The sequence below is a fragment of the Streptomyces sp. NPDC053493 genome (genome assembly GCF_044544825.1).
GTDB lineage: Bacteria > Actinomycetota > Actinomycetes > Streptomycetales > Streptomycetaceae > Streptomyces.
Map to the genome: position 1 here is coordinate 332,169 of NZ_JBITXS010000008.1, position 22,807 is coordinate 354,975.

Consider the following 22,807-nt stretch of genomic DNA (forward strand, 5'->3'; position numbering starts at 1 on the left):
TCCGGCCCCGGCCGTGGCACAGTGACCCGCATGACCGTGCCGCAGACACCGAAAGACCCGGAGTCGGCCGGGGGCGCGGGTCGGGGCGCTCCGCGGATTCGGGAGGCCGTTGCCGGCGACGAGGGCGGCCTCGCCGAGCTGGACCGGAGCACGTGGTCGACGCTGCACGCCGTGCAGCCGGAGCCCGGGCCCGGGCAGCCGTTCTTCGACGAGCGGCACCTGCCCGAGCACTACCTGGTCGCGGAGGACGAGGACGTCGGCGTCGTCGCGTACCTCCGTCTCGTCCCGCCCACGCCGCTGGCCTGCCACGCGCACGTGCGCCAGATCCAGGGCCTCGCCGTCGCCGCCTCCGCGCGCGGCCGCGGGGTGGCCCGGGCGCTGCTGCGGGCCGCGGCGGACCGGGCCCGGGAGCAGGGCGCCACCCGCCTCACCCTGCGCGTCCTCGGCCACAACGCGCCGGCCCGCGCGCTCTACGCCGCCGAGGGCTTCGCGGTCGAGGGCGTCCTGCCCGGAGAGTTCCTGCTGGACGGGGTGTACGTGGACGACGTCCTCATGGGGCGGTCACTGTGACGGGGAGGTCACCGGCCGCCGGCTGACGCGGCCGGCGGGATCCTTACGCCGCCGGTCAGCTCGCGCAGGCAGCGCAGCGCCAGCTCGGCGGGCGCGCCCTCGCCCCGTACCGGCGCGTCCGTCACGGCCCAGGTCTCCAGGGCGATGCGGATCGCGGCCGTCGCCGCCGCGGCGAGCAGCCGCAGTTCCAGCGCTCCGGCGTCCGCCGGCGCGTCCGGCGCGGCGAGGGCCGCGAGGACCTCGCGCAGCTGCTCCTCGGACTCGTGGTTGACGCGGTACCAGACGGCCCTGAGCGCCGGGTCGTCCTGCGCGGCCCGCAGCAGCCCGCGGGTCCAGCGCAGGCCCTCCGCCGCCTCCTCGCCCTCCGCCGCCAGCGAGCCGGCGATCGACCGTTCCAGGGCGGCCGACAGGTCCGTGCCGGGCTCGGTGGCGGCCAGCTCGGCCCGCCAGCGGTCGGCGCCGCCCGCGAGGAGCGGGGCGACGGCGTCCTGCTTGGAGCGGAAGTAGCGGTAGAAGGTGCGCAGGGCGACGCCGGCCCGCTGGGCGATGTCCTCGGCGGTGGTGTCGTCCGGGCCGCGCTCGGTGAACAGTTCGGCGGCCGCGCGCGCGATGTCGAGCTGCGTGGCGGCCTTGCGGCGCTCGGTCAGCGTCAGCGGCCGGGGCGGTCGGGGCGGTCGGGGCTTCGTGCTCACGCACCCAGCCTACGCTCGTGCCTGCCAGGCGTGCATTTCATGCAGCTATGGCAAAACGTGCCACTTGGGCGTACGGTGGCAGCAGTCCAGAAAAGCTCGACACCGAGAGGTTGCCGCCATGAACCAGCTGACCCGCTACGAAGGACGCCGCGCACTCGTCACCGGCGGCGGCTCCGGCATCGGCCAGGCCACCGTGCTGCGCCTGCTGGCCGAGGGCGGCACCGTCGTCGCCGCCGACATCAGCGAGGCCGGCCTCAAGGACACCGTCGCCAAGGCCGGCGACACCGGCGGCCGGCTGAGCACCCTCGTCGTGGACATCGCCGACGAGACCTCCGTACGCGAGGGCGTCGCCGCCGCCGTCTCCGCACTCGGCGGCCTGGACGTGCTGGTCAACGCGGCCGGCATCCTGCGCTCCTCGCACACCCACGAGACCAGCCTCGACGCCTTCGAGCAGGTCGTCCGGATCAACCTCACCGGCACCTTCCTCGTGATCCGCGAGGCCATACCGGCGCTCCTGGAGGGCAACGGCTCCGCCGTCGTCAACTTCTCCTCCACCTCGGCGATGTTCGCCCACCCCTACATGGCGGCCTACGCGGCCAGCAAGGGCGGCATCCAGTCCATGACCCACGCGCTCGCCGCCGAGTACGCCAAGCAGGGCATCCGCTTCACCGCCGTCCAGCCCGGCTCCATCTCCTCCGGCATGACCGACGGCTCCGGCGCCAGCGGGCAGTCGGCCGGCCCCGGCCTGCCGGAGGACACCGACTGGTCGCTCTTCGCCAAGCTCGCGCCCGCCCTCGGCCAGGGCTTCGCCGGCCCCGAGACCGTCGCCGGTGTCGTCGCCATGCTCGCCTCCGAGGACGGCAGGTTCATCACCGGCACCGAGGTCCGCATCGACGGCGGCACCCACTTCTGACCCGGGCCGCCCCGTTGCCCGCCGCCCCGCAGGCCGCCGCGCCGCCCAACCGCAGGACGGATCCCGGGCGTACGACCCGTGCCCGGGGCGCACGACTCCCGGTTCGGCCCCTCCGTACCCCTACCCGGGGCCGAACCGGGCCCACAGCCGCGGGAAGCGGGCCGCGAGCACGCCGTCGTCCTCCAGGTCGAAGGGCGTGCCCGCCGGCTCCGCGCCCGGCGGCGGAATGCCCAGGTCCGGCGTCTCCGCGCCGGTCAGGTTCTCGTACGCCTCGTCCGCCGCGAAGCCCAGCTCCTCGCCGTCCCCGTCGATCTCCTCGTCGAAGTCGACGAGCAGCTCCGCCAGCGCGTCCGGATCGTGCACCGCGCCCTCGAAGACCTCCCGGCCCTGCCCGATCAGCCAGCACCGGAACCAGTCGAAGGCCTCGTCGCCCGCCCCGCCGAGCAGCACCGCCGCCGCGCCCCACACGTCCCAGGTGTAGGAGCGGTTGTAGCGGGCCTCGAAATGGCGGGCGAAGTCGACGACGGAGTCCGGATCGAGCTGCGTCAGTCGCTCGACGAGCAGGTCGGCATGCTCCTCCGGGTCGCCCTCGGCGCGCTCCCGGGCGGAGTCGATGATCTCCCAGAACTCCGTCTCGTCCATCACGGGACAAGCATCGTGGGTCACGCCGGGCGACGCACCCGGAAACGGCTGAAATCAATCCGGACAGAAGATGTCGCCTTTCCCTGCCAGGGTGAGGCCATGACCACCTCCACCACGCCCCTCGCCGGGCGCATCGCCCTCGTCGCCGGCGCCACCCGAGGCGCCGGCCGCGCCATCGCCGTCCAGCTCGGCGCCGCCGGAGCCACCGTCTACGTCACCGGCCGCACCACCCGTGAGCGGCTCAGCGAGGTCGGCCGGGCCACCGAGACCATCGAGGAGACCGCCGAGCTCGTGACGGCGGCCGGCGGCGAGGGCGTCGCCGTTCCCACCGACCACCTGGAGGCCGACCAGGTCCGCGCCCTGATCGCCCGGGTGGACCGCGAGCGGGGCCGGCTCGACGTCCTGGTCAACGACGTGTGGGGCGGCGAGCACCTGGTCGGCCCGTCCTTCGGCAGGAAGACCTGGGACATCGACCTCGCCGACGGCCTGAGGATGCTCGAACTCGGCGTGAAGACGCACCTCGTCACCTCCCACGCCGCCCTGCCGCTGCTCACCCGCCACCGCGGCGGCCTCGTCGTCGAGGTCACCGACGGCACCACCGCGTACAACGGCACCCGCTTCCGCGAGAACCTCTTCTACGACCTCGCCAAGAACGCCCCGATCCGGATGGCCTTCGGCCTCGCGAAGGAACTCGCCGACTCCGGCGGCACGGCCGTGTCCCTCAGCCCCGGCTGGCTCCGCTCCGAGCAGATGCTCGCCGCCTTCGGCGTCACCGAGGACACCTGGCGCGACGCGACCAAGGAGGTCCCCGACTTCGCCGTCTCCGAGTCCCCGGTCTACGTCGGCCGCGCCGTCGCCGCGCTCGCCGCCGACCCGGACCGGGCGCGCTGGACCGGCCGGTCGCTCGACAGCGGAGGGCTCGCCCGGGAGTACGGCTTCACCGACGCCGACGGGTCACGGCCCGACGCGTGGGGATTCCTGCTGGCCAAGGAGACCGACCCGGACACCCGCGCCGAGGACTACCGGTAGATCCCGGCCATCGCCCGGACGGCCTGCGCGAACCGCTCGCGCAGGCCGTCCGGAGCGACCACCTCCGCCTCCGGGCCCAGCGCGAACAGCTGCCCGAAGGCGACCTCCTCGTTCTCCACCGGCAGCGTCACCCGCAGCCGGCCCTCCTCCGTGACCCCCGCCGCCAGCGCCTCGAGCGCCGCCGCCCGGTCCGTCACCTGCGGCAGCCGCCGCGCTCCGGCCTCCGTGAGCCGCAGCACCACCTCCGCGCGCAGCAGCGAGCGCGCGAACTCGGCCGACCGCTCCGCCCAGAACGCGCCCAGGTCGAAGTCCGGGTCCCGCTCGAAACACTCCTCGGCCACCACCGTCACCTCGGTGAACCGGTCCACCCGGTACGTACGGTACGAGGCGGCGCCGCCGGCCGGACGCGCGCACACGTACCAGACGCCGGCCTTCAGGACGAGCCCGTACGGCTCGAGCTCCCGCGCCACCTCGCCGTCGCCGCGCCGGTACCGGGCCCGCACCGGCCGGTCGTCCCAGACCGCCTCCGCGAGCGGCGCGAGGAGCGCGGGGGTCTGCGGCTCCTGGTACCAGCCGGGCGCGTCCAGATGGAAGCGCCGGCCCACCGCCTCCGGAGCGTCCCGCAGCGACGGCAGCAGCGCCGCCGACACCTTCAGGCGCGCCGCCGAGGCGGCGTCCTCCAGTCCCAGGTCGCGCAGCGCGCCCGGCAGTCCGGACAGGAACAGCGCCTCCGCCTCGCCGCGCGCGAGGCCGGTCAGCCGGGTCCGGTACCCGCCCACCAGCCGGTAGCCACCGGCCCGGCCGCGGTCCGCGTAGACCGGCACACCGGCCTCGGAGAGGGCGAGCGCGTCCCGGGTGACGGTGCGCTCCGACACCTCCAGCTCGGCGGCGAGCTCGGCGGCGGTCATCGACGGCCGGGACTGGAGCAGGAGGACCAACTTGATGAGGCGGGCGGCACGCATGAACCCATCATCATGCGTGCCGCCCGCCTCACGGAACGGCGGAGCCCTTACAGGCCGTAGCGCTCGCGCGCCTCCTTCACGGCCGTCGCCTGGACCTCGCCGCGGCGGGCGAGCTGGGCGAGCGACGCCACGACGATCGACTGGGCGTCGACGCCGAAGTGGCGGCGGGCGGCCTCACGGGTGTCCGACAGACCGAAGCCGTCGGCGCCCAGCGAGGAGTAGTCCTGCTCGACCCACTGCGCGATCTGGTCCGGGACCTGGCGCATGTAGTCCGAGACGGCCAGGACCGGGGAGTCCACGCCCTCCAGGACCTGGCGGACGTACGGCACGCGCTCCTCGCCGCGCAGCAGGGCCGCGTCGGCCTCCAGCGCGTCGCGGCGCAGCTCGGTCCAGGACGTCGCGGACCACACGTCGGCGGCCACGCCCCACTCGGCGGCGAGCAGCTTCTGCGCCTCCAGGGCCCAGTGGATGGCCGTGCCGGAGGCGAGCAGCTGGATGCGCGCGGCGTTCGCGGGCAGCTCCAGGCCGGCCGACTCGGCCGTGTTGAAGCGGTAGAGGCCCTTGACGATGCCCTCGTCGACGCCGTCGTGGCCCGGCTTGGCCGGCTGCGGCATCGGCTCGTTGTAGACGGTGAGGTAGTAGAAGACGTTCTGGTCCTCGCCCTCGGCCGCCTCGCCGTACATGCGGCGCAGGCCCTCCTTGACGATGGCCGCGACCTCGTACGCGAACGCCGGGTCGTAGGTCAGCGCCGCCGGGTTGGTCGCCGCGATCATCGGCGAGTGGCCGTCGGCGTGCTGCAGGCCCTCACCGGTCAGGGTGGTGCGGCCGGCCGTCGCGCCGACGAGGAAGCCGCGGCCGAGCTGGTCGCCGAGCTGCCACATCTGGTCGGCGGTCCGCTGCCAGCCGAACATCGAGTAGAAGATGTAGAACGGGATCATCGCCTCGCCGTGCGTCGAGTAGGCGGTCGACGCGGCGATGAAGTCGGCCATGGAGCCGGCCTCGGTGATGCCCTCGTTCAGGATCTGGCCGTTGACGGCCTCCTTGTAGTACATCAGCTGGTCGCGGTCGACCGGCTCGTACGTCTGGCCCTTCGGCGAGTAGATGCCGAGCGACGGGAACAGCGACTCCATGCCGAAGGTGCGGGCCTCGTCGGGGACGATCGGGACCCAGCGCTTGCCGGTCTCCTTGTCCCGTACGAGGTCCTTGACCAGGCGGACGAAGGCCATCGTGGTGGCGACGGACTGCGCGCCGGAGCCCTTGTCGAAGGCGGTGAAGGTCTTGTCGGCCGGGGCCGGCAGCGGCGCCAGCGGGTGCACGCGGCGGGCCGGGGCGGGGCCGCCGAGGGCCGCGCGGCGCTCCTGGAGGTAGCGGACCTCGGCGGAGTCGGCGCCCGGGTGGCCGTAAGGCACCACGCCGTCGACGAACTGCGCGTCCGAGATCGGGAGCTCGAGGAGGTCCCGCATGTTCTTGAACTCGTCGGTGGTCAGCTTCTTCATCTGGTGGTTCGCGTTCTTCGACGCGAAGCCCTCACCCAGCGTGAAGCCCTTCACGGTCTGCGCGAGGATCACCGTCGGCGCGCCCTTGAACTCCAGGGCGGCCTTGTACGCGGCGTACACCTTGCGCGGCTCGTGACCACCGCGGGAGAGGTGGAAGCACTCGAGGATCTTGTCGTCGCTCAACAGCTTCGCCATCTCGACGAGCGCCGGCTCCTTGCCGAAGAAGTCCTCGCGGATGTAGGCGGCGTCGCGGGTCTGGTACGTCTGGACCTGCGCGTCCGGCACCTCGCGCAGGCGGCGGACCAGGGCGCCGGTGGTGTCGAGCGCGAACAGCTCGTCCCAGGCGTTGCCCCACAGCGTCTTGACGACGTTCCAGCCGGCGCCGCGGAACTGGGCCTCCAGCTCCTGCACGATCTTGAAGTTGGCGCGGACCGGGCCGTCGAGGCGCTGCAGGTTGCAGTTGATGACGAAGGTCAGGTTGTCCAGACCCTCGCGGGCGGCGAGCGCGAGGGCCGCCGTCGACTCGGGCTCGTCCATCTCGCCGTCGCCGAGGAACGCCCACACGTGCGAGGCGGAGACGTCCTTGATGCCGCGGTTGGTCAGGTAGCGGTTGAAGCGCGCCTGGTAGATCGCGGAGAGCGGGCCGAGGCCCATGGAGACGGTGGGGAACTCCCACAGCCAGGGCAGCCGGCGCGGGTGCGGGTAGGAGGGCAGGCCGTTGCCGCCGGACTCCTGCCGGAAGTGGTCGAGGTGCGACTCGTTCAGGCGGCCGTCGAGGAAGGCGCGGGCGTAGATGCCGGGGGAGGCGTGGCCCTGGATGTAGAGCTGGTCGCCGGAGCCGGCGGCGTCCCCGGACTCCTTGCCCTTGAAGAAGTGGTTGAAGCCGGTCTCGTAGAGCCAGGCGGCGGAGGCGAAGGTGGCGATGTGGCCGCCGACGCCGTGCTTGGAGCCGCGGGTGACCATGGCGGCCGCGTTCCAGCGGTTCCACGCGGTGATCCTGCGCTCCAGCTCCTCGTCGCCGTCGATGACGGGCTCGGCGGAGGTGGGGATGGTGTTGAGGTAGTCCGTCTCCAGGAGCTTGGGCAGGGCCAGGCCCGCGCCTTCGGCGTGCTGGAGGGTGCGGCGCATCAGGTAGGCGGCCCGGTGCGGGCCGGCGGCCTTGGTGACGGCGTCGAGGGAGGCCGCCCACTCGGCGGTCTCCTCGGTGTCACGGTCCGGGAGCTGGTCGAGCTCGCTCGGAATCTTGCCTACGGGATCGGTCATGATCGCCGCCTTCCGGACAGGTGGGGGTGGAGATAAAGGGGCCTTGTCTGGCAGGACAGGGCGAAGGGCCGGGGTGCGGCCCGCCGAAGACTGTAAGCCGCCGATCGATGATCGATCAAAGCTTCGGCGGGAAAAAGATGCCCGGAGCAGCAAAGTCGGCACAGGGTGCCGCGGAAATGGGCACCCGGTGCCTTGTTTTCCCAGGTCGCGGCTAGTCTGAGGCGCCCCTCGCACAAACGAGCGGGCCCGCCGCAGCGGACCCGCTCAGGACTGTACGTGGCCGGATCACGCCCTCGGCGCGCACCCCAGCACATGCGCCTTCACCAGCGCCCCGATGTTCGGATCCGCCCGGCGGAACGCCTCCACCAGCTCCTGGTGCTCCTCCGCGTACGACTTCTGCACGGTGCCCAGCCAGCGGATCGACAGCGCCGTGAACACCTCGATGCCCAGGCCCTCCCAGGTGTGCAGCAGCACGCCGTTGCCCGCCGCCTTCACCAGCTCCCGGTGGAAGGCCACCGTGTGCCGCACCTGCGCCGTGCCGTCCGAGGCCGCGTCGGCCTCGTACAGGGCCGCCACGTGCGGCTCCAGGGCCGAGCAGTCCGCCGCCAGCCGGCCCGCCGCCAGCTCCGCCGCGATCTGCTCCAGACCGGCCCGTACGGGATAGCTCTCCTCCAGGTCCGCCGCCGTCAGATTGCGCACCCGGACGCCCTTGTTGGGCGCCGACTCGATCAGCCGCAGCGACTCCAGCTCGCGCAGCGCCTCCCGGACCGGGGTCTGCGAGACCTCCAGCTCCGTCGCGATCCGCCGTTCCACGATGCGCTCGCCCGGCTTCCAGCGACCGCTGACGATGCCCTCCACGATGTGCTCGCGGATCTGCTCGCGCAGCGAATGGACGACGGGCATGGTCATGAAGGCCGCTCCTTCGGGAGTCACTAGACACTTAGACAATACGGCGGCGCCCCCGCCCGGAAACACATCCGGGCGGGGGCGCCGCAGGTGAGGCTCGTTACGTTGCCTTACAGGCCGAGGTCGACCTCGAACTCGCCGGCCTCCAGGATCGCCTTGACGGCCGTCAGGTAGCGGGCGGCGTCGGCGCCGTCCACCAGACGGTGGTCGTAGGACAGCGTCAGGTAGGTCATGTCGCGGACGCCGATGACGGTGCCCTCGGCGGTCTCGATGACGGCCGGACGCTTGACCGTGGCACCGATGCCCAGGATGGCGACCTGGTTCGGCGGCACGATGATCGTGTCGAACAGCGCACCGCGCGAACCGGTGTTGCTGATGGTGAAGGTCGCACCGGACAGCTCGTCCGGCGTGATCTTGCTGGCGCGGACCTTGCCGGCCAGCTCGGCCGTGGCCTTGGAGATGCCGGCGATGTTCAGGTCGCCCGCACCCTTGATGACCGGCGTCATCAGACCCTTCTCGGAGTCCACGGCGATGCCGATGTTCTCCGAGTCGAAGTACGTGATGGTGCCCTCGTCCTCGTTGATCCGGGCGTTGATGACCGGGTGGGCCTTCAGCGCCTGGGCCGCCGCCTTCACGAAGAACGGCATCGGGGACAGCTTGACGCCCTCACGGGCCGCGAACGCGTCCTTGGCGCGGGCGCGCAGCTTCATCAGCTTGGTGATGTCGACCTCGACGACCGAGGACAGCTGGGCCTGGCCGTGCAGCGCCTTCATCATGTTGTCGCCGATGACCTTGCGCATGCGGGTCATCTTGACGGTCTGACCGCGCAGCGGGGACACCTCGAGGGCCGGGGCCTTCGGCGCGGCGGCGGCCGGAGCGGCCGCGGCGGCCGGGACCGGGGCGGCCTTCTTCGCCTCGGCGGCGGCGAGGACGTCCTGCTTGCGGATGCGGCCGCCGACGCCCGTGCCCTTGACCGACGCCAGGTCGACACCGTTCTCGGTGGCGAGCTTGCGGACGAGCGGGGTCACGTAGGCGCCGTCCTCCGCCGGCTGTGCGGCGGCGGGGGCCGGGGCGGCCGCGGCCGGAGCCGGGGTCACCGGAGCGGGAGCGGCCACCGGGGCGGCCGGCGCGGGCGCCGGAGCGGCCGGAGCCGCCGGGGCGGGAGCCGGAGCCGGGGCGGGGGCCGGGGCCGGGGCCGGAGCGGCGGCGGGGGCCGGAGCGGCCGGGGCCGGGGCGGCGGCCGGAGCGGCACCCGCGGCACCGATGACGGCCAGCTTGGCGCCGACCTCGGCGGTCTCGTCCTCGCCGACGACGATCTCGAGCAGCACACCGGAGGCCGGGGCCGGGATCTCGGTGTCGACCTTGTCCGTGGAGACCTCGAGCAGCGGCTCGTCGGCCTCGACGGTCTCGCCGACCGACTTCAGCCAGCGGGTCACGGTGCCCTCGGTGACGGACTCGCCGAGCGCCGGCAGGACGACGTCGGTGCCCTCGGCGGAACCGCCGCCGGCGGCCGCCTCGGCCGTCGGGGCCGGAGCCGGCTCCTGGGCCTCGGTGGAGGGGGTGGCCTGCGGGGCCGGGGCCGGGGCGGCGGGCGCCTCGGCGGCGGGGGCCGGAGCGGCCTCGGCGGCCGGGGCCGGAGCGGCGGCCGGGGCGCCGGTGCCGTCGTCGATGACGGCGAGCTCGGCGCCGACCTCGACCGTCTCGTCCTCGGCGACCTTGATGGAGGCCAGGATGCCCGAGGCGGGAGCGGGGATCTCGGTGTCGACCTTGTCGGTCGAGACCTCGAGCAGCGGCTCGTCGGCCTCGACACGCTCGCCCTCGGCCTTGAGCCAGCGGGTGACGGTGCCCTCGGTGACGCTCTCGCCGAGCGCCGGCAGGGTTACGGAAACCGACATGGTTTCAGTTGCTCCTAACAGATTGCGGAAAGTGGTCGTCGCGCCCGTGGATGACGTGAGCGTCAGTCGTGGGAGTGCAGAGGCTTGCCGGCCAGGGCCAGGTGGGCCTCGCCGAGCGCCTCGTTCTGCGTCGGGTGGGCGTGGATGAGCTGCGCGACCTCGGCCGGCAGCGCCTCCCAGTTGTAGATCAGCTGCGCCTCGCCGACCTGCTCGCCCATGCGGTCACCGACCATGTGGACGCCGACCACGGCACCGTCCTTGACCTGGACGAGCTTGATCTCGCCCGAGGTCTTGAGGATCTTGCTCTTGCCGTTGCCCGCGAGGTTGTACTTCAGGGCGACGACCTTGTCCGCGCCGTAGATCTCCTTGGCCTTGGCCTCGGTGATGCCGACCGAGGCGACCTCCGGGTGGCAGTACGTCACCCGCGGCACACCGTCGTAGTCGACCGGGACCGGCTTCAGACCGGCCAGCCGCTCCGCCACCAGGATGCCCTCGGCGAAGCCGACGTGCGCGAGCTGGAGGGTCGGGACCAGGTCACCGACCGCGGAGATCGTCGGCACGTTCGTCCGCATGTACTCGTCGACCAGGACGTAGCCGCGGTCCATCGCGACGCCCTGCTCCTCGTAACCGAGACCGGCCGACACCGGGCCGCGGCCGATGGCGACGAGCAGCACCTCGGCCTCGAAGGTCTTGCCGTCGGCGAGGGTGACCTTGACGCCGTTCTCGGTGTACTCGGCCGACTGGAAGAAGGTGCCCAGGTTGAACTTGATGCCACGCTTGCGGAAGGCACGCTCCAGCAGCTTGGAGCTGTTCTCGTCCTCGACCGGCACGAGGTGCTTCAGGCCCTCGATGACGGTGACGTCGGTGCCGAAGGACTTCCACGCCGAGGCGAACTCGACGCCGATGACGCCGCCGCCGAGGATGATCGCGGACTCCGGGACCCGGTCCAGCGTCAGGGCGTGGTCCGAGGAGATGATCCGGTTGCCGTCGATCTCCAGGCCGGGCAGGGACTTCGGCACGGAACCGGTGGCGAGGAGGACGTGACGGCCCTCGACGCGGCGGCCGTCCACGTCGACGGAGGTCGGGGAGGACAGGTGGCCGGTGCCCTCGATGTACGTCACCTTGCGGGAGGCGACGAGACCCTGCAGACCCTTGTAGAGGCCCGAGATCACGTCGTCCTTGTACTTGTGCACGGCCTTGATGTCGATGCCCTCGAAGGAGGCCTTGACACCGAACTGCTCCGCCTCGCGCGCCTGGTCGGCGACCTCGCCGGCGTGGAGCAGGGCCTTCGTCGGGATGCAGCCGTTGTGCAGGCAGGTGCCGCCGAGCTTGTTCTTCTCGATCAGTGCGACGTCCAGGCCCAGCTGCGCTCCGCGCAGCGCCGCGGCGTAACCGCCGCTACCGCCGCCGAGGATCACTAGGTCGAAAACGGTGCTGGCGTCGTTCGCCACGTCACGTCCTCCATGCATGTGCGCTCGTCGCCCGTCTTCGGTGACGGGGCGGCGGCTGGTTCCGGCCGCATTTTCTTCGGCCCTGTGGTGGGGGCCCTGTCCTGCCGAGAACCCATCTTCGCACTTGTTGCCGGGCGGCGGGACGCGGGGCCGCGGTCTGAGACGGCCGATCGTCCGTACGGCCGGGTAACGCAGGCGTGCGAACCTACGGATTTCGTCGCAGGCGAACGGCCCCCGGGTCCAGGACCTGGGGGCCGTCCGCCCGCGAGCGGGCCGAGCCTCACGAAGGGAGGGCTCAGATCTCGCCGTCGGCCGTCAGCTCGGCCAGGCGCACCAGGGTCCGCACCGAGGAGCCGGTGCCGCCCTTGGGGGTGTAGCCGTACGGGGCGCCCTCGTGGAAGGCCGGGCCCGCGATGTCCAGGTGGGCCCAGGTGATGCCCTCGCCCACGAACTCCTGCAGGAACAGGCCGGCCACCAGGCCGCCGCCCATCCGCTCGCCCATGTTCGCGATGTCGGCGGTCGGGGAGTCCATGCCCTTGCGCAGGTCCGCCGGCAGCGGCATCGGCCAGGACTGCTCGCCGACCTCCTCGGCGATCTCGTGGATCGCGGTGCGGTAGTCGTCGTCGTTGGCCATGATGCCGAAGGTGCGGTTGCCGAGCGCCAGGACCATGGCACCGGTCAGGGTGGCCACGTCGACGATCGCGTCCGGGTTCTCCTCCGACGCCTTGGTGAGCGCGTCCGCGAGGACGAGCCGGCCCTCGGCGTCGGTGTTGAGGACCTCGACGGTCTTGCCGCTGTACATGCGCAGCACGTCGCCGGGGCGGGTGGCGGAGCCGGACGGCATGTTCTCGGCGAGCGCCAGCCAGCCGGTGACGTTGACGGCGAGGCCCAGGCGGGCGGCGGCCACGACGGTGGAGAACACGGCGGCCGCGCCGCTCATGTCGCACTTCATCGTCTCGTTGTGGCCGGCCGGCTTCAGGGAGATGCCGCCCGAGTCGTAGGTGATGCCCTTGCCGACCAGGGCGAGGGTCTTCTCCGCCTTCGGGTGGGTGTAGGCGATGCGGACCAGGCGCGGCGGGTTCACGGAACCGTTGCCGACGCCCAGGATGCCGCCGTAGCCGCCCTTGGCGAGCGCCTTCTCGTCGAGCACCTGGACCTTGAGGCCGTGCTCCTTGCCGGCGGCCTGGGCGGCGGCGGCGAACGCGGCCGGCGTCAGGTCGTTCGGCGGCTGGTTGATCAGGTCGCGGGCGCGGTTGATCTCCTCGGCGACGGCGATCGCGCGCTCCGCGGCGGCCTTGTGGGCCTTGTCGCGGGGCTTGGCGCCGAGCAGGGCGACCTCGGCCAGCGGCTTCTTCCCGCCCTGGCCGTTCTCCTGGTACGCGGTGTAGGCGTACGCGCCGAGCAGCGCGCCCTCGGCGACGGCGCCGGCGTCCTCGGGAGAGGCGATCGGCAGCGCGAAGGCGGCCTTCTTCGAGCCGGTCAGCGCGCGGGCGGCGGTGCCGGCGGCGCGGCGCAGCGCCTCGGTGCCGAACGCCTCGCCGTCCTCGGGGGCGGAGCCCAGGCCGACGGCCAGGACGACGGGAGCCTTGAGGCCGGCGGGGGAGGGCAGCTTGGTCGCCTCACCCTCGGCGCCGGAGGCGCCCAGCGTCTCCAGGACGGTGGCGAGCCGTCCGTCGAAGGCCTGGTCGACGGCTTCGGCACCCGGGGCGACGACGAGCGCCTTGCCGGACTTCGCGACGCCGACCACGACGACGTCGGCGCGCAGCGTCGCCGCGCCGGCGGTGCTGAGAGTGAGAGCAGTCACGGTGGTGAAATCTCGCTTCCATTGAGAGCTGTGGCGGTCGAGGGATGGGCCGACCGTGCCCGCCGCATCGTATTTCGGCCCGATGAGCGCCGGTAATGAGCCTACGCTCGCTCACCGCTATCGCTCACGGCGGCGTTGATTCACTCGTCCGTGGTGTCTCCTTCGGGTTTACGTCCCGGGCCGGGCGGCTCCGATTCACACTCGCCTCAATCGCGCGAGGACGGCCCGCCGTCCCTCGCCCCAGCTGCGACATCTCCACAGGTCCCGCCCGCCCGGCGGACCTGCCGAGGGGGGACACCCACCGATGGAATCCGGCCACCTCCGCACGCCCGGAACCACCCCGGCCGGCGCCGGCGCCCGCCCCGCGCGCGGCCACCACGCCGCCATGCGCGCGCCCCGGCTCGCCGCGCTCGCCGCCGCCGGGCTGCTCGCCACCGTCGTGCCGTCCGCGCAAGCGGGCGCCGCCGACCCGGCGCCACGGGTCGACCTGACCGTGCTCGTCGTCGACGACGGCGGCAGCGCGGTCGAGGCGATCACCGCCGAGCTGAAGGGCTCGGGCGTCCCGTACCGCACGCTCGACCTGAACGACGCGGGCCGCCCCGTCCTCACCGCCGCCTTCCTCAGCGACACGGCCGGCGGCCGGCCCCGCGCGAAGTACCAGGGCGTCGTGCTGCCGCACGAGGCCGTCTTCGGCCCGGACTCCGCCGAGCAGGCCGCCCTCGTCGCGTACGAGACGCGCTTCGGCATCCCGCAGGTCGACGCCTCCACCTGGGCCCACCCGGGCGTCGGCCTCGACTACACCTCCGACGGCGGCTGGTCGGGCGTCCTCGACGGCGCCCGCGCCTCCGTCACGCCCGCCGGGCAGGCCGGGCCCTTCCGCGACCTGCGCGGGCCGCTGACCTTCGAGGACAACGACCCGGACGTCTCCGAGAGCTACGGCTACGCGGGCCGGCCCCGGGCCGGCTACACCAGCTACCTCGACCTGCCCGCCGCCGACGGCGGCCGGATCAGCCTGATCGGCGAGTACGCCCACGACGGCCGGCGCGAACTCGTCGTCACCTTCGCCTACAACCCGTACCAGCGGCAGTTCCGCGCGCTCGCCCGCGGCATCGTCGAATGGCTCACCCAGGGCGTCCACCTCGGCCAGAGCCGCAACTACCTCTCCGTCCACGTCGACGACGTGTTCGCGCCCGACGCCCGCTGGGACACGGCGCGCAACTGCACGCCCGGCGACCTCGACTGCGCCGGCCCGGACGGCGACGCGACGGCCACGCCGCCCATCCGGATGACCGCCGCCGACGCCGCGTACGCCGCCGCCTGGCAGAAGTCCTCCGGCCTCCTCCTCGACCTGGTCTACAACGGCGGCCAGGGCGAGCAGTGGAAGACCGAACACGGCGGCACCGACCCGCTCGCCGCCCGGCTGATCGCCGACCGCGCCCAGTACCGGTGGATCAACCACACCTACACCCATCCCTTCCTCGGATGCGTCCAGGACACCGCGACCGTCCCCTGGAGCTGCGCCAAGGACGCCACCGGCGCGACGAGGTGGACCAGCCGCGCCGAGATCTCCGCCCAGATCCGCGACAACGTGGAGTGGGCCGCCGCCAAGGGCATCGCGGTCGACCGCGGCGAACTCGTCACCGGAGAGCACTCCGGCCTCAAGACCTTGCCCCAGCAGCCCGTCGACAACCCCAACCTGGCCGCCGCCCTCGCCGACAACGGCGTGAAATGGACCGCCAGCGACAACTCCCGGGAACCCGGCCAGCGTTCCGTCGGCACCGGCTACGATCCCGCGCGGACCGTGCCCCGCCACCCGATGAACGTGTACTACAACGTGGGCACCGCCGCCGAGATGACCGACGAGTACAACTGGATCTACACCTCCCGCGCCGACGGCGGCAGCGGCATCTGCGAGAACGACCCGGCCTCCACCTGCCTGCCCGCCCCGCTCGACACCGCCACCGGCTGGGCCGGCCACATCGTGCCCCGCGAGGCCCGCACCGCCCTGGCCCACGTGCTCGCCAACGACCCGCGCCCGCACTACGTCCACCAGTCCAACCTCGCCGAGGAACGCCTGCTCTATCCCGTCCTCGACGCCGTCCTCGCCGACTACCGCGCCCTCTACGCCGCCAACACCCCGCTGGTCAACCCGCGCCAGAAGGACGTCGGCACCGAGCTCGCCCGCCGCACCGCCTGGGAGCAGGCGCTCGCCGCCGGCCAGGTGACCGCCTACCGCGTCGGCTCCACCGTCACCGTCAAGGCACCCGCCGGCGTCAGCGTCCCGCTCACCGCCCCCGAGGGCACCCGCAAACAACTCCTCCTCGGCAGCGCGGCCTTCGGCACGCCGTACGCGGGCACCCGGTCCGCCTGGACCGCGCCCGAAGCGCTGCAGAGCGGCATCACGCTCACGCTGCCGACCGCTCCCACCACCTGACCCGCCGTCCGTTCCACGCGCTCCGGGGGGAACCGCACATGCCGAGCAGTGGCCGTCACGTCACCATGCTCACCGAAGGCACCTACCCGCACGTCCACGGCGGCGTCAGCACCTGGTGCGACCAGCTGATCCGCGGTATGCCCGAGGTCGACTTCCAGGTCCTCGCGCTCACCGGCAGCGGCCGCGAACCCGTCACCTGGGAACTGCCGCCGAACCTCACCGCCCACACCTCCTTCCCGCTCTGGGGCCCGGCCCCGGAGCGGGCCAGGGCGGCCCCGCGCGGCCGCGACGGCCGCCGCTTCCTCGACACCTGGGAACGTTTCCTGCTCGCGATCCTCGACCCCGCCGCGGGCTGCGACTTCGGCGAAGGCCTCCTCGCCCTCGCCGCGCTCGCCCGCGCCGGCCGGCTCACCGCCGCCCTGCGGACCGAGCGGGTGCTGCGCTCCCTCATGTGGATCTGGACCATGCCGCACCTGCCGACGGCCGCGGCCCGGCCCACCGTCCACGACGCCCTCACCGCCACCGACCTGCTCGAACACGCCCTGCGCCCGCTCGCCGCCCGGATACCCGACGGCCGCGTCGCGCACGCCGTCTCCAGCGGACTCGCCACGCTGCCGGCGCTCGCCGCCCAGCACTTCGAAGGGATGCCCTTCCTGCTCACCGAACACGGCATCTACCTGCGCGAGCGCTACCTCGGCTACCGCACCGAGCCCCAGCGCTTCCCCGTCAAGGCGCTCCTGCTCGCCTTCTACCGGGAGCTCAACTCCCTCGGCTACCGCAAGGCCGACCTCATCACGCCCTGCAACCACTACAACCGGCGCTGGGAGGAGCGCGGCGGCGCACCCGCCGAGCGCATCCGCACCGTCTACAACGGCGTCGACCCGGCCGCCTTCCCGTGGGCCGGACCCGAGCCGGAGACGCCCACCCTCAGCTGGGTCGGCCGCGTGGACCCGATCAAGGACCTGGAGACCCTCGTCCGCGCGTACGCCATCTGCCGCGCCGAACTCCCCGAACTGCGGCTGCGGTTGTTCGGCCCGGTCCCGGCCGGCAACGAGGACTACCGGACCCGGCTGGAGAAGCTCGCCGCCGAACTGGGCGTCGCCGACGGCGTCACCTTCGAGGGCCGCACCTCCGACGTCGCCGGGGCCTACGCCGCCGGCAACGTCGTGATGCTCTCCTCCATCAGCGAGGGCTTCCCCTTCTCCCTCATCGAGGCCATGTCCTGCGGCCGGGCCACCGTCTCCACCGACGTCGGCGGCGTCCGCGAGGCCGTCGGCGACACCGGCCTCGTCGTCCCGCCCCGCGAACCGGCCGTCATGGCCGCCGCCGTCACCGCACTCCTGCGCGACGACACCCGCCGCGCCGACCTCGCCCGCCGCGCCCGCGAGCGGGTCGTCGACCGCTTCACCCTCCACCGCTCGGTCGACGGCTTCCGCCGCATCTATCTGGAACTCGCCGGCCGCCACTGCCCGCCGGCCCCCGACGCCGCCGACTGGACGGCCCGCGTCACCGATCCCTGGCGCACCGATCCCTGGCGCACCGATCCCTGGCGCACGGACGCCTGGCGCACCGATCCCGGGGATGCCGCACTCGTCGGCGGAGGCGCCCCGTCATGAGCGCCTCCCTCTGGCTGAAACCGCCCACCACCCGCACCGACTCCCTCCCGCCGATTCCCCGCCAACGGGTCACCACGGCCCTTCCCGCCGACCCGGTCGACGACCTCGCCGGCCGGCTCGGCCCGCTCGTCGCCGTCGCCGTGCATCCCGACGAGATAGCGGCGATCCTCGAGTCGGACGGGATGACCGACGACCACATCCGGCTCACCTACGGCCGGGCCGACTCCTTCGCGCTCGCCGAGGACCTGTACGCCCGCACCGAGCGCCGGCATCCCGCGCCCGAGGCGCCGGCCGCGGAGCCCTGGCACAGCGGACTCGCCGGATGCCTGCTGCGCGGTCTCGTCTTCGCGCTGCCCGGGCTCGCGTACGTGCTCGGCGCGCCGCTGCTCGCCGCCGGCGCCGGACGCCACGGGCTGCCGCCCGGGAGCGTGCCGCTGCTCGCCGGGGCCGTCACCGGCTGGGTGTGGAACCAGGTCCTCGCCCACCGCGCGTACACCTGGCTCGGCCTCGGCGACCGCCGCGCCGCCGCCCGGGCCCTGCTCGCCGGCGCCCCGACGGGCGCCCTCGCCGGGGCCACCGTCGCGTTCGCCGCCGCCCGGCCGGAAGAAGCGCCCGCCGCCCTGTTCGGCGCCGGGCAGGCCCTCTACCTGGGCGCGGCCACCGTCCTGCTCGTCCTCGGCCGCGAACGCGCCCTGCTCGCCGCGCTGCTGCCGCTCGCCGGCGCCGTCCCCGCCTTCCGCCACGACCTGCCCGAGCCGCTCCGGAGCGCGCTGCTCCTGCTCGCGCTCACCGCCACCGGCGCCTGCGCCGCGCTCGCGCTGCGGCCCGGCCTCGGCGGCCTCGGCGGACCTGGCGGACCTGGCGGTCGCGGCGCACCCGGAAGCCCGCGTCGCCTCGGGTGGCGTCGGCGCCGCGGCGGACCGCCGTTCACGGCCTCGCTGCCGTACGGCCTGTTCGGCCTCGGCAGCGGCCTGCTCGTGCTGCGCGCCGGCCCCGACGCCGTCATCGCGCTGACCCTCTCCATGGGCCCCGCCGAATGGCTGCTCCACCGCTTCCGCGCCGCGGGACTGACCCGGCTGCGACTGCTCACCACGGCCTACGAGTTCCGGCGCGCCGTCACCGGCGCCCTCGCCCGCTGCCTCGGCGGCTACCTCGCCGCGCTGCTCGCGCTCACCGTCACGGCGGCGCTGCTGTGGCCCGGCGCCGCCGCCCTCACCGTCCCGCGGACCGGCACGCTGCTCCTCGTCGGTGCCGTGCTGTGGCTGGGGCTGCTGCTCCAGGCGTACGGCGCGGTGGCGGGCGCGGCCGTCGGCTGCCTGCTCGCCGCCCTCGCCCAGGCCCTCGCCGAGGCGTTCGCGCCCGCGGCGGCGCCGCTCGCGGCGGGCGCCGCGGCGGCCGTGCTCGCGGTGCTGACCCGTGTTCTGCTGGTACGACCGACCGCCCACCGCTTCTAGAGGCCGGACTGTGAACTCCTCCCTCCTGGTGCCGTTCTACGAGCATCCCGCCGACCGCCCCGAGGACTGGGCCGCCGTCGTCGCCGCGGCCCCCGCCCTCTACGGCGTCGTCCTCAACCCGGCGAGCGGCGCGGGCCCGGCGCCCGACCCGGCGTTCGCCGAGGTCGCCGCCCGGCTGCGGGCCGCGGGCGTGCGGGTCCTCGGCTACGCGGACACCGACTACGGCCGCCGTCCGCACGTCGAGGTCGTCGGCGATCTCGTACGCCACCGCGACTGGTACGCGGCCGACGGCGCGTTCCTCGACCAGGTGCCCACCGACCCGGCCGCGCTGCCGCACTATCGCCGGCTGACCGTCTCCGCGCGGGCCGCCGGGGCGCGGACCCTGGTCTTCAACCACGGCGCCCACCCGGCGCCCGGCTACGAGGCCCTCGCCGACCTCCTCGTCACCTTCGAGGGACCCTGGGACTCCTACCGCGGCCTCGACCTCCCGGTCGCCGACCACTACTGCCACCTGGTCTACGCGGCCCCGGCCGGCGTCCGCCCGGCGACGCCGGTCCACTGCGCGGTCCCGGGCACCGGCGCGCATCCGTGGGGCACGCTGCCGCACACCCTGGAGCCGTCCCGGTGAGACGACTCCTTCCCTTCACCGCCGTCCTCCTGCTGCTGCTCGCGGCCTGCACGACGACGGCGCCGCCGCCCGGCGACCGGGCTCCCGTGGACCGGGCTCCCGTGGACCGCTGGCGGCCGAAGCCCGGCGTGGCCTGGCAGTGGCAGCTCAGCGGCCGCCTCGACCCGACCGTGGACGTGCCCGTCTACGACATCGACGGCTTCGACCACCCGGCCGCCACCGTCGCCGACCTGCACCGTCGCGGCCGCAAGGTGATCTGCTACCTGTCCACCGGCGCCTGGGAGGAATTCCGCCCGGACGCCCGGAAGTTCCCGGCGGCCCTCCTCGGCAAGGGCAACGGCTGGCCCGGCGAACGCTGGCTCGACATCCGCCGCACCGACCTCCTCGCCCCGCTGATGGCCGCCCGCCTCGACATGTGCCGCGCCAAGGGCTTCGACGCCGTCGAGCCCGACAACATGGACGGCTACGCGAACGAGACGGGCTTCCCGCTCACCGCCGCCGACCAGCTCCGCTACAACCGCCTGGTCGCCCGCCTCGCCCACGAGCGCGGCCTGTCGGTGGGCCTGAAGAACGACCTGGACCAGATTCCCGAGCTGCTCCCGGACTTCGACTTCGCGGTCGACGAGCAGTGCGCGCAGTACGAGGAGTGCGAGCGGCTGACGCCGTTCGTGCGGGCGGGCAAGGCGGTCTTCCACGTCGAGTACGCGCCGGCGACGGACGCCTTCTGCCCCGAGGCACGTCGCCTCGGCCTCAGCTCCATGCTGAAGAAGGAGGACCTGGGCGCGTGGCGGAAGCCCTGCTAGGCACGCCGGCTGCCGCTGCCGATCCTGCGCCTGGGCCCGTTCCCGTTCGGGCTTCCGCTTCCTAGGCCTGGCCGCGGGCGGTGACGACGTAACAGGTGGCGCGGCCCTTGCGGTCCTGCTGCCAGTCGTACTCCGAGCTCCACATGTACCAGTAGGAGCGCTTCTCGTCCGACTCGGCGGTCCAGGCGCCCGGGACCCGGTCGAAGACACCCCGGCAGCTCTCGGTCGCCTGCGCCTTGGCGGCGGAGCGGCCGGGATAGGCGTGGCCGCCGAAGGTCGTCTGGGCGAAGACCCGGCCGTCGTGGGGCTTGGCGCACGGGATGTCCGCGACGAGTTCGATGTCGCGCTGGCCGGTGCTGAAGTCGACGCAGTGGCCCGGCTTCACCTGGTGGATCAGGCGCACCGTCCCGGCGGCGTCGAGGATCTGGCCGTCGGCGCGCGTGTCGGGCTTCGAGCGGCCGTATCCGCTCAGTTCGAGGTCGACCGTCAGGGAGGTGGCGCCGGCGAAGAAGCCGCCCTTCTTGGCGAGCATGCCGGACAGGTCGGCGCGCACCCGGGTGAAGCGGCCCTGGTCGTCGAGCGAGGCGGTCAGCGGCACCCTCTTGGTCCGCGAGACGCCGGGCGTGTACGACTCGCTGGTGAGCTGTTCGGAGAGCTCGCCGGGAAGCATGTTCCAGACGGGGTCGAGGGGCACGTTCGCCTGGTAGTTGCCGCCCTGGCGGCTCGTGGCCTCGGCGCCGCCGAGCGCCTCCAGGAGGGTGCCGCCGACGGCGGCCTCCGTGCCGCGCAGCTTGTCGAGCGTCCGCCGGCTCGCGTCGTAGTCGCCGCCCGCGTAGCGCAGCCAGTAGTCCGCCGAGCCGGCCCGGTAGGTGATGTGCTGCCCGTCGACCAGGAAGCGCCCGAGGGCGTCGGCGTTGCTCCGGCCCGGAGCCCGGCCGAGGAGCAGGTCCTTGGCGGCGTCGGAGTACTGCTCCGGCACCTTCCAGCGGACGGTCGCGTCGCCGGTGTTCCTCGCGAAGTCGAGGCGTCCCTGGAGTGTCTGGACGGCCTTGCCCTTCCGCGTCGTCAGGGTCAGCGTCTGGGTGAAGCTCGCGCTGCCCGCCTTCTGCGACTGACGCAGGGCCAGGAACATCTGGCGGTCGAGCTTCTGGTCGAAGACCGGGTGCCGGGTGGGCGCGGCCTTCGGCGCGGAATCGTTTCCGCCGCCGGAGCAGGCGGTGAGGAGCAGCGACGCGGCGGCGAGCACCGCGCCGGTACGGGCAAGGCGTCTGATCATGCCCACATGACCCGGCGGCGGACCGGAAGGTTGCCCTCCGAGCTGGTCACGGCTTGGTCACCGCTCCGGCCGACCGCTCGTCGGCCCACCCGCCGGCGCTCGTCGGCCCACCCGCCACGCGCCCGGCAGCCAGCTCGTCAGCCCAGGGGCGGCCCTCGTCAGCCCAGGGTCAGCGCCACCAGCGCCACCGTCGCGGCGGTCTCCTCCACCGCCCCGAACACATCGCCCGTCACCCCGCCGAAGCGCCGCACGCACCGCCGCAGCAGCAGCTCCGCCACGCCGAGCGCGGCGAGCGCGGCCAGCAGGTGGCGCAGGGCGTCGTACGCGGAGAAGAGCGCGCCGGCGGCGGCGGCGAGGACCAGGACCAGGCAGCAGGCCAGGGCGGCGGCGCGGACCGGGACCGTGGCGGCGACGACCGCGCCGAGGCCCTCGGGCCGGGCGGCCGGGACGCCGTGGCGGGAGGCGTGGGTGAGGGCGAGGCGGGCCACCGTCGCGGCGAGCGCCGCGGCGACCGTGCCGTGCGCCCAGCCCTCGCCGTACAGCTCGTACAACGCGGCGACCTGGGCGAACAGGACGAGCACCAGCGCGATCACGCCGAACGGCCCGATGTCGGACCGCTTCATGATGCGCAGCGCGTCCTCGGCCGGCTTCGCGCTGCCGAGGCCGTCGGCGGTGTCCGCGAGGCCGTCGAGGTGGAGGCCGCGGGTCAGCAGGGCCGGGACGGCGACGGTGAGGACGGCGGCGAGCAGCGGGCCCGAGCCGAGCAGCAGGAGCACTCCGCCGACCGCGGCCGCGAACAGGCCGACGACGAGGCCCGCGAGCGGGGCGCAGAGCATCCCGGCGCGGGCGGCGTCGCGGTCCCAGCGGGTGATGCGGGCGGGGAGCACGGTGAGGGTGCCGAAGGCGAAACGCAGGCCGTCCATCCGCGGAAGGGTAGTGCCCCGCCTCGGAGGCTAGATTGGCCATAAGGCCC

The 22,807-nt window shown here is 73.7% G+C and carries 18 protein-coding genes; 8 read left to right on the top strand and 10 right to left on the bottom strand.

Annotation, left to right across the window (positions count from 1 at the left end; translation table 11 throughout):
* Window positions 1-30 precede the first annotated feature (30 nt).
* The gene (locus ACIGO8_RS24005) at window positions 31-570 is read left to right on the top strand and encodes a GNAT family N-acetyltransferase (RefSeq protein ID WP_399734172.1); all 540 of its coding nucleotides are present in this window, start codon (window positions 31-33) and stop codon (window positions 568-570) included.
* Between the two features lie 8 nt (window positions 571-578).
* On the opposite strand, the gene ACIGO8_RS24010 is transcribed toward ACIGO8_RS24005, so the two are convergent.
* Window positions 579-1,262: a TetR family transcriptional regulator gene (locus ACIGO8_RS24010; protein WP_399734175.1), complete on the bottom strand. Its 684-nt coding sequence runs from the start codon at window positions 1,260-1,262 to the stop codon at window positions 579-581.
* 118 nt (window positions 1,263-1,380) lie between these two features.
* Between ACIGO8_RS24010 and ACIGO8_RS24015 the strand changes: the two genes are divergently transcribed.
* Window positions 1,381-2,175: an SDR family NAD(P)-dependent oxidoreductase gene (locus ACIGO8_RS24015; protein WP_399734178.1), complete on the top strand. Its 795-nt coding sequence runs from the start codon at window positions 1,381-1,383 to the stop codon at window positions 2,173-2,175.
* Between the two features lie 120 nt (window positions 2,176-2,295).
* Here ACIGO8_RS24015 and ACIGO8_RS24020 read toward each other — a convergent pair whose 3' ends face one another.
* Window positions 2,296-2,817, bottom strand: a complete 522-nt coding sequence (locus ACIGO8_RS24020) for a DUF4240 domain-containing protein (protein WP_399734294.1) — start codon at window positions 2,815-2,817, stop codon at window positions 2,296-2,298.
* Window positions 2,818-2,916: 99 nt separating this feature from the next.
* Between ACIGO8_RS24020 and ACIGO8_RS24025 the strand changes: the two genes are divergently transcribed.
* Window positions 2,917-3,846, top strand: coding sequence for an SDR family oxidoreductase (locus ACIGO8_RS24025; protein ID WP_399734180.1), 930 nt, complete (start codon window positions 2,917-2,919; stop codon window positions 3,844-3,846).
* On the opposite strand, the gene ACIGO8_RS24030 is transcribed toward ACIGO8_RS24025, so the two are convergent.
* The 6 genes from ACIGO8_RS24030 to ACIGO8_RS24055 all read right to left on the bottom strand — a co-directional run bounded on the left by ACIGO8_RS24030 (window position 3,837) and on the right by ACIGO8_RS24055 (window position 13,623).
* The gene (locus ACIGO8_RS24030) at window positions 3,837-4,808 is read right to left on the bottom strand and encodes a helix-turn-helix transcriptional regulator (protein WP_399734183.1); all 972 of its coding nucleotides are present in this window, start codon (window positions 4,806-4,808) and stop codon (window positions 3,837-3,839) included. The genes ACIGO8_RS24025 and ACIGO8_RS24030 overlap by 10 nt on opposite strands.
* A 47-nt stretch (window positions 4,809-4,855) precedes the next feature.
* Window positions 4,856-7,567, bottom strand: a complete 2,712-nt coding sequence (aceE, locus tag ACIGO8_RS24035) for a pyruvate dehydrogenase (acetyl-transferring), homodimeric type (RefSeq protein WP_399734185.1) — start codon at window positions 7,565-7,567, stop codon at window positions 4,856-4,858.
* Window positions 7,568-7,852: 285 nt separating this feature from the next.
* Window positions 7,853-8,476: a GntR family transcriptional regulator gene (locus tag ACIGO8_RS24040; protein ID WP_399734188.1), complete on the bottom strand. Its 624-nt coding sequence runs from the start codon at window positions 8,474-8,476 to the stop codon at window positions 7,853-7,855.
* A 107-nt stretch (window positions 8,477-8,583) separates the two neighbouring features.
* A complete protein-coding gene (gene sucB / locus ACIGO8_RS24045; protein WP_399734191.1) occupies window positions 8,584-10,368 on the bottom strand; it encodes a 2-oxoglutarate dehydrogenase, E2 component, dihydrolipoamide succinyltransferase in 1,785 nt (594 codons plus the stop codon).
* A 62-nt stretch (window positions 10,369-10,430) separates the two neighbouring features.
* Window positions 10,431-11,819 (bottom strand): dihydrolipoyl dehydrogenase, encoded by a 1,389-nt coding sequence (lpdA, locus tag ACIGO8_RS24050; protein WP_399734194.1) that lies wholly within the window; start codon window positions 11,817-11,819, stop codon window positions 10,431-10,433.
* A 295-nt stretch (window positions 11,820-12,114) separates the two neighbouring features.
* On the bottom strand, window positions 12,115-13,623 hold the full coding sequence (locus tag ACIGO8_RS24055; protein ID WP_399734197.1) for a leucyl aminopeptidase: 1,509 nt from the start codon (window positions 13,621-13,623) through the stop codon (window positions 12,115-12,117).
* Window positions 13,624-13,927: 304 nt separating this feature from the next.
* On the opposite strand from ACIGO8_RS24055, the gene ACIGO8_RS24060 reads away from it, so the two are divergent.
* The 5 genes from ACIGO8_RS24060 to ACIGO8_RS24080 are packed head-to-tail and all read left to right on the top strand — an operon-like array spanning window position 13,928 to window position 20,558.
* The gene (locus tag ACIGO8_RS24060; protein ID WP_399734200.1) at window positions 13,928-16,057 is read left to right on the top strand and encodes a hypothetical protein; all 2,130 of its coding nucleotides are present in this window, start codon (window positions 13,928-13,930) and stop codon (window positions 16,055-16,057) included.
* Window positions 16,058-16,095: 38 nt separating this feature from the next.
* Entirely contained in the window at window positions 16,096-17,673 is a 1,578-nt protein-coding gene (gene pelF, locus ACIGO8_RS24065) for a GT4 family glycosyltransferase PelF (RefSeq protein ID WP_399734202.1), read from the top strand.
* On the top strand, window positions 17,670-19,127 hold the full coding sequence (locus ACIGO8_RS24070) for a hypothetical protein (protein WP_399734205.1): 1,458 nt from the start codon (window positions 17,670-17,672) through the stop codon (window positions 19,125-19,127). Before pelF ends, ACIGO8_RS24070 begins: the two co-directional genes overlap by 4 nt.
* 10 nt (window positions 19,128-19,137) lie before the next feature.
* Window positions 19,138-19,755 (top strand): spherulation-specific family 4 protein, encoded by a 618-nt coding sequence (locus ACIGO8_RS24075; RefSeq protein WP_399734208.1) that lies wholly within the window; start codon window positions 19,138-19,140, stop codon window positions 19,753-19,755.
* Window positions 19,752-20,558: an endo alpha-1,4 polygalactosaminidase gene (locus ACIGO8_RS24080; protein ID WP_399734210.1), complete on the top strand. Its 807-nt coding sequence runs from the start codon at window positions 19,752-19,754 to the stop codon at window positions 20,556-20,558. The genes ACIGO8_RS24075 and ACIGO8_RS24080 overlap by 4 nt, the downstream gene beginning before the upstream one ends.
* Before the next feature lie 61 nt (window positions 20,559-20,619).
* Here ACIGO8_RS24080 and ACIGO8_RS24085 read toward each other — a convergent pair whose 3' ends face one another.
* Window positions 20,620-21,834 (bottom strand): hypothetical protein, encoded by a 1,215-nt coding sequence (locus ACIGO8_RS24085; RefSeq protein ID WP_399734213.1) that lies wholly within the window; start codon window positions 21,832-21,834, stop codon window positions 20,620-20,622.
* Window positions 21,835-21,992: 158 nt separating this feature from the next.
* Complete coding sequence (gene cobS, locus ACIGO8_RS24090; RefSeq protein ID WP_399734216.1) at window positions 21,993-22,757, bottom strand: adenosylcobinamide-GDP ribazoletransferase; 765 nt, start codon at window positions 22,755-22,757, stop codon at window positions 21,993-21,995.
* Window positions 22,758-22,807 lie beyond the last annotated feature (50 nt).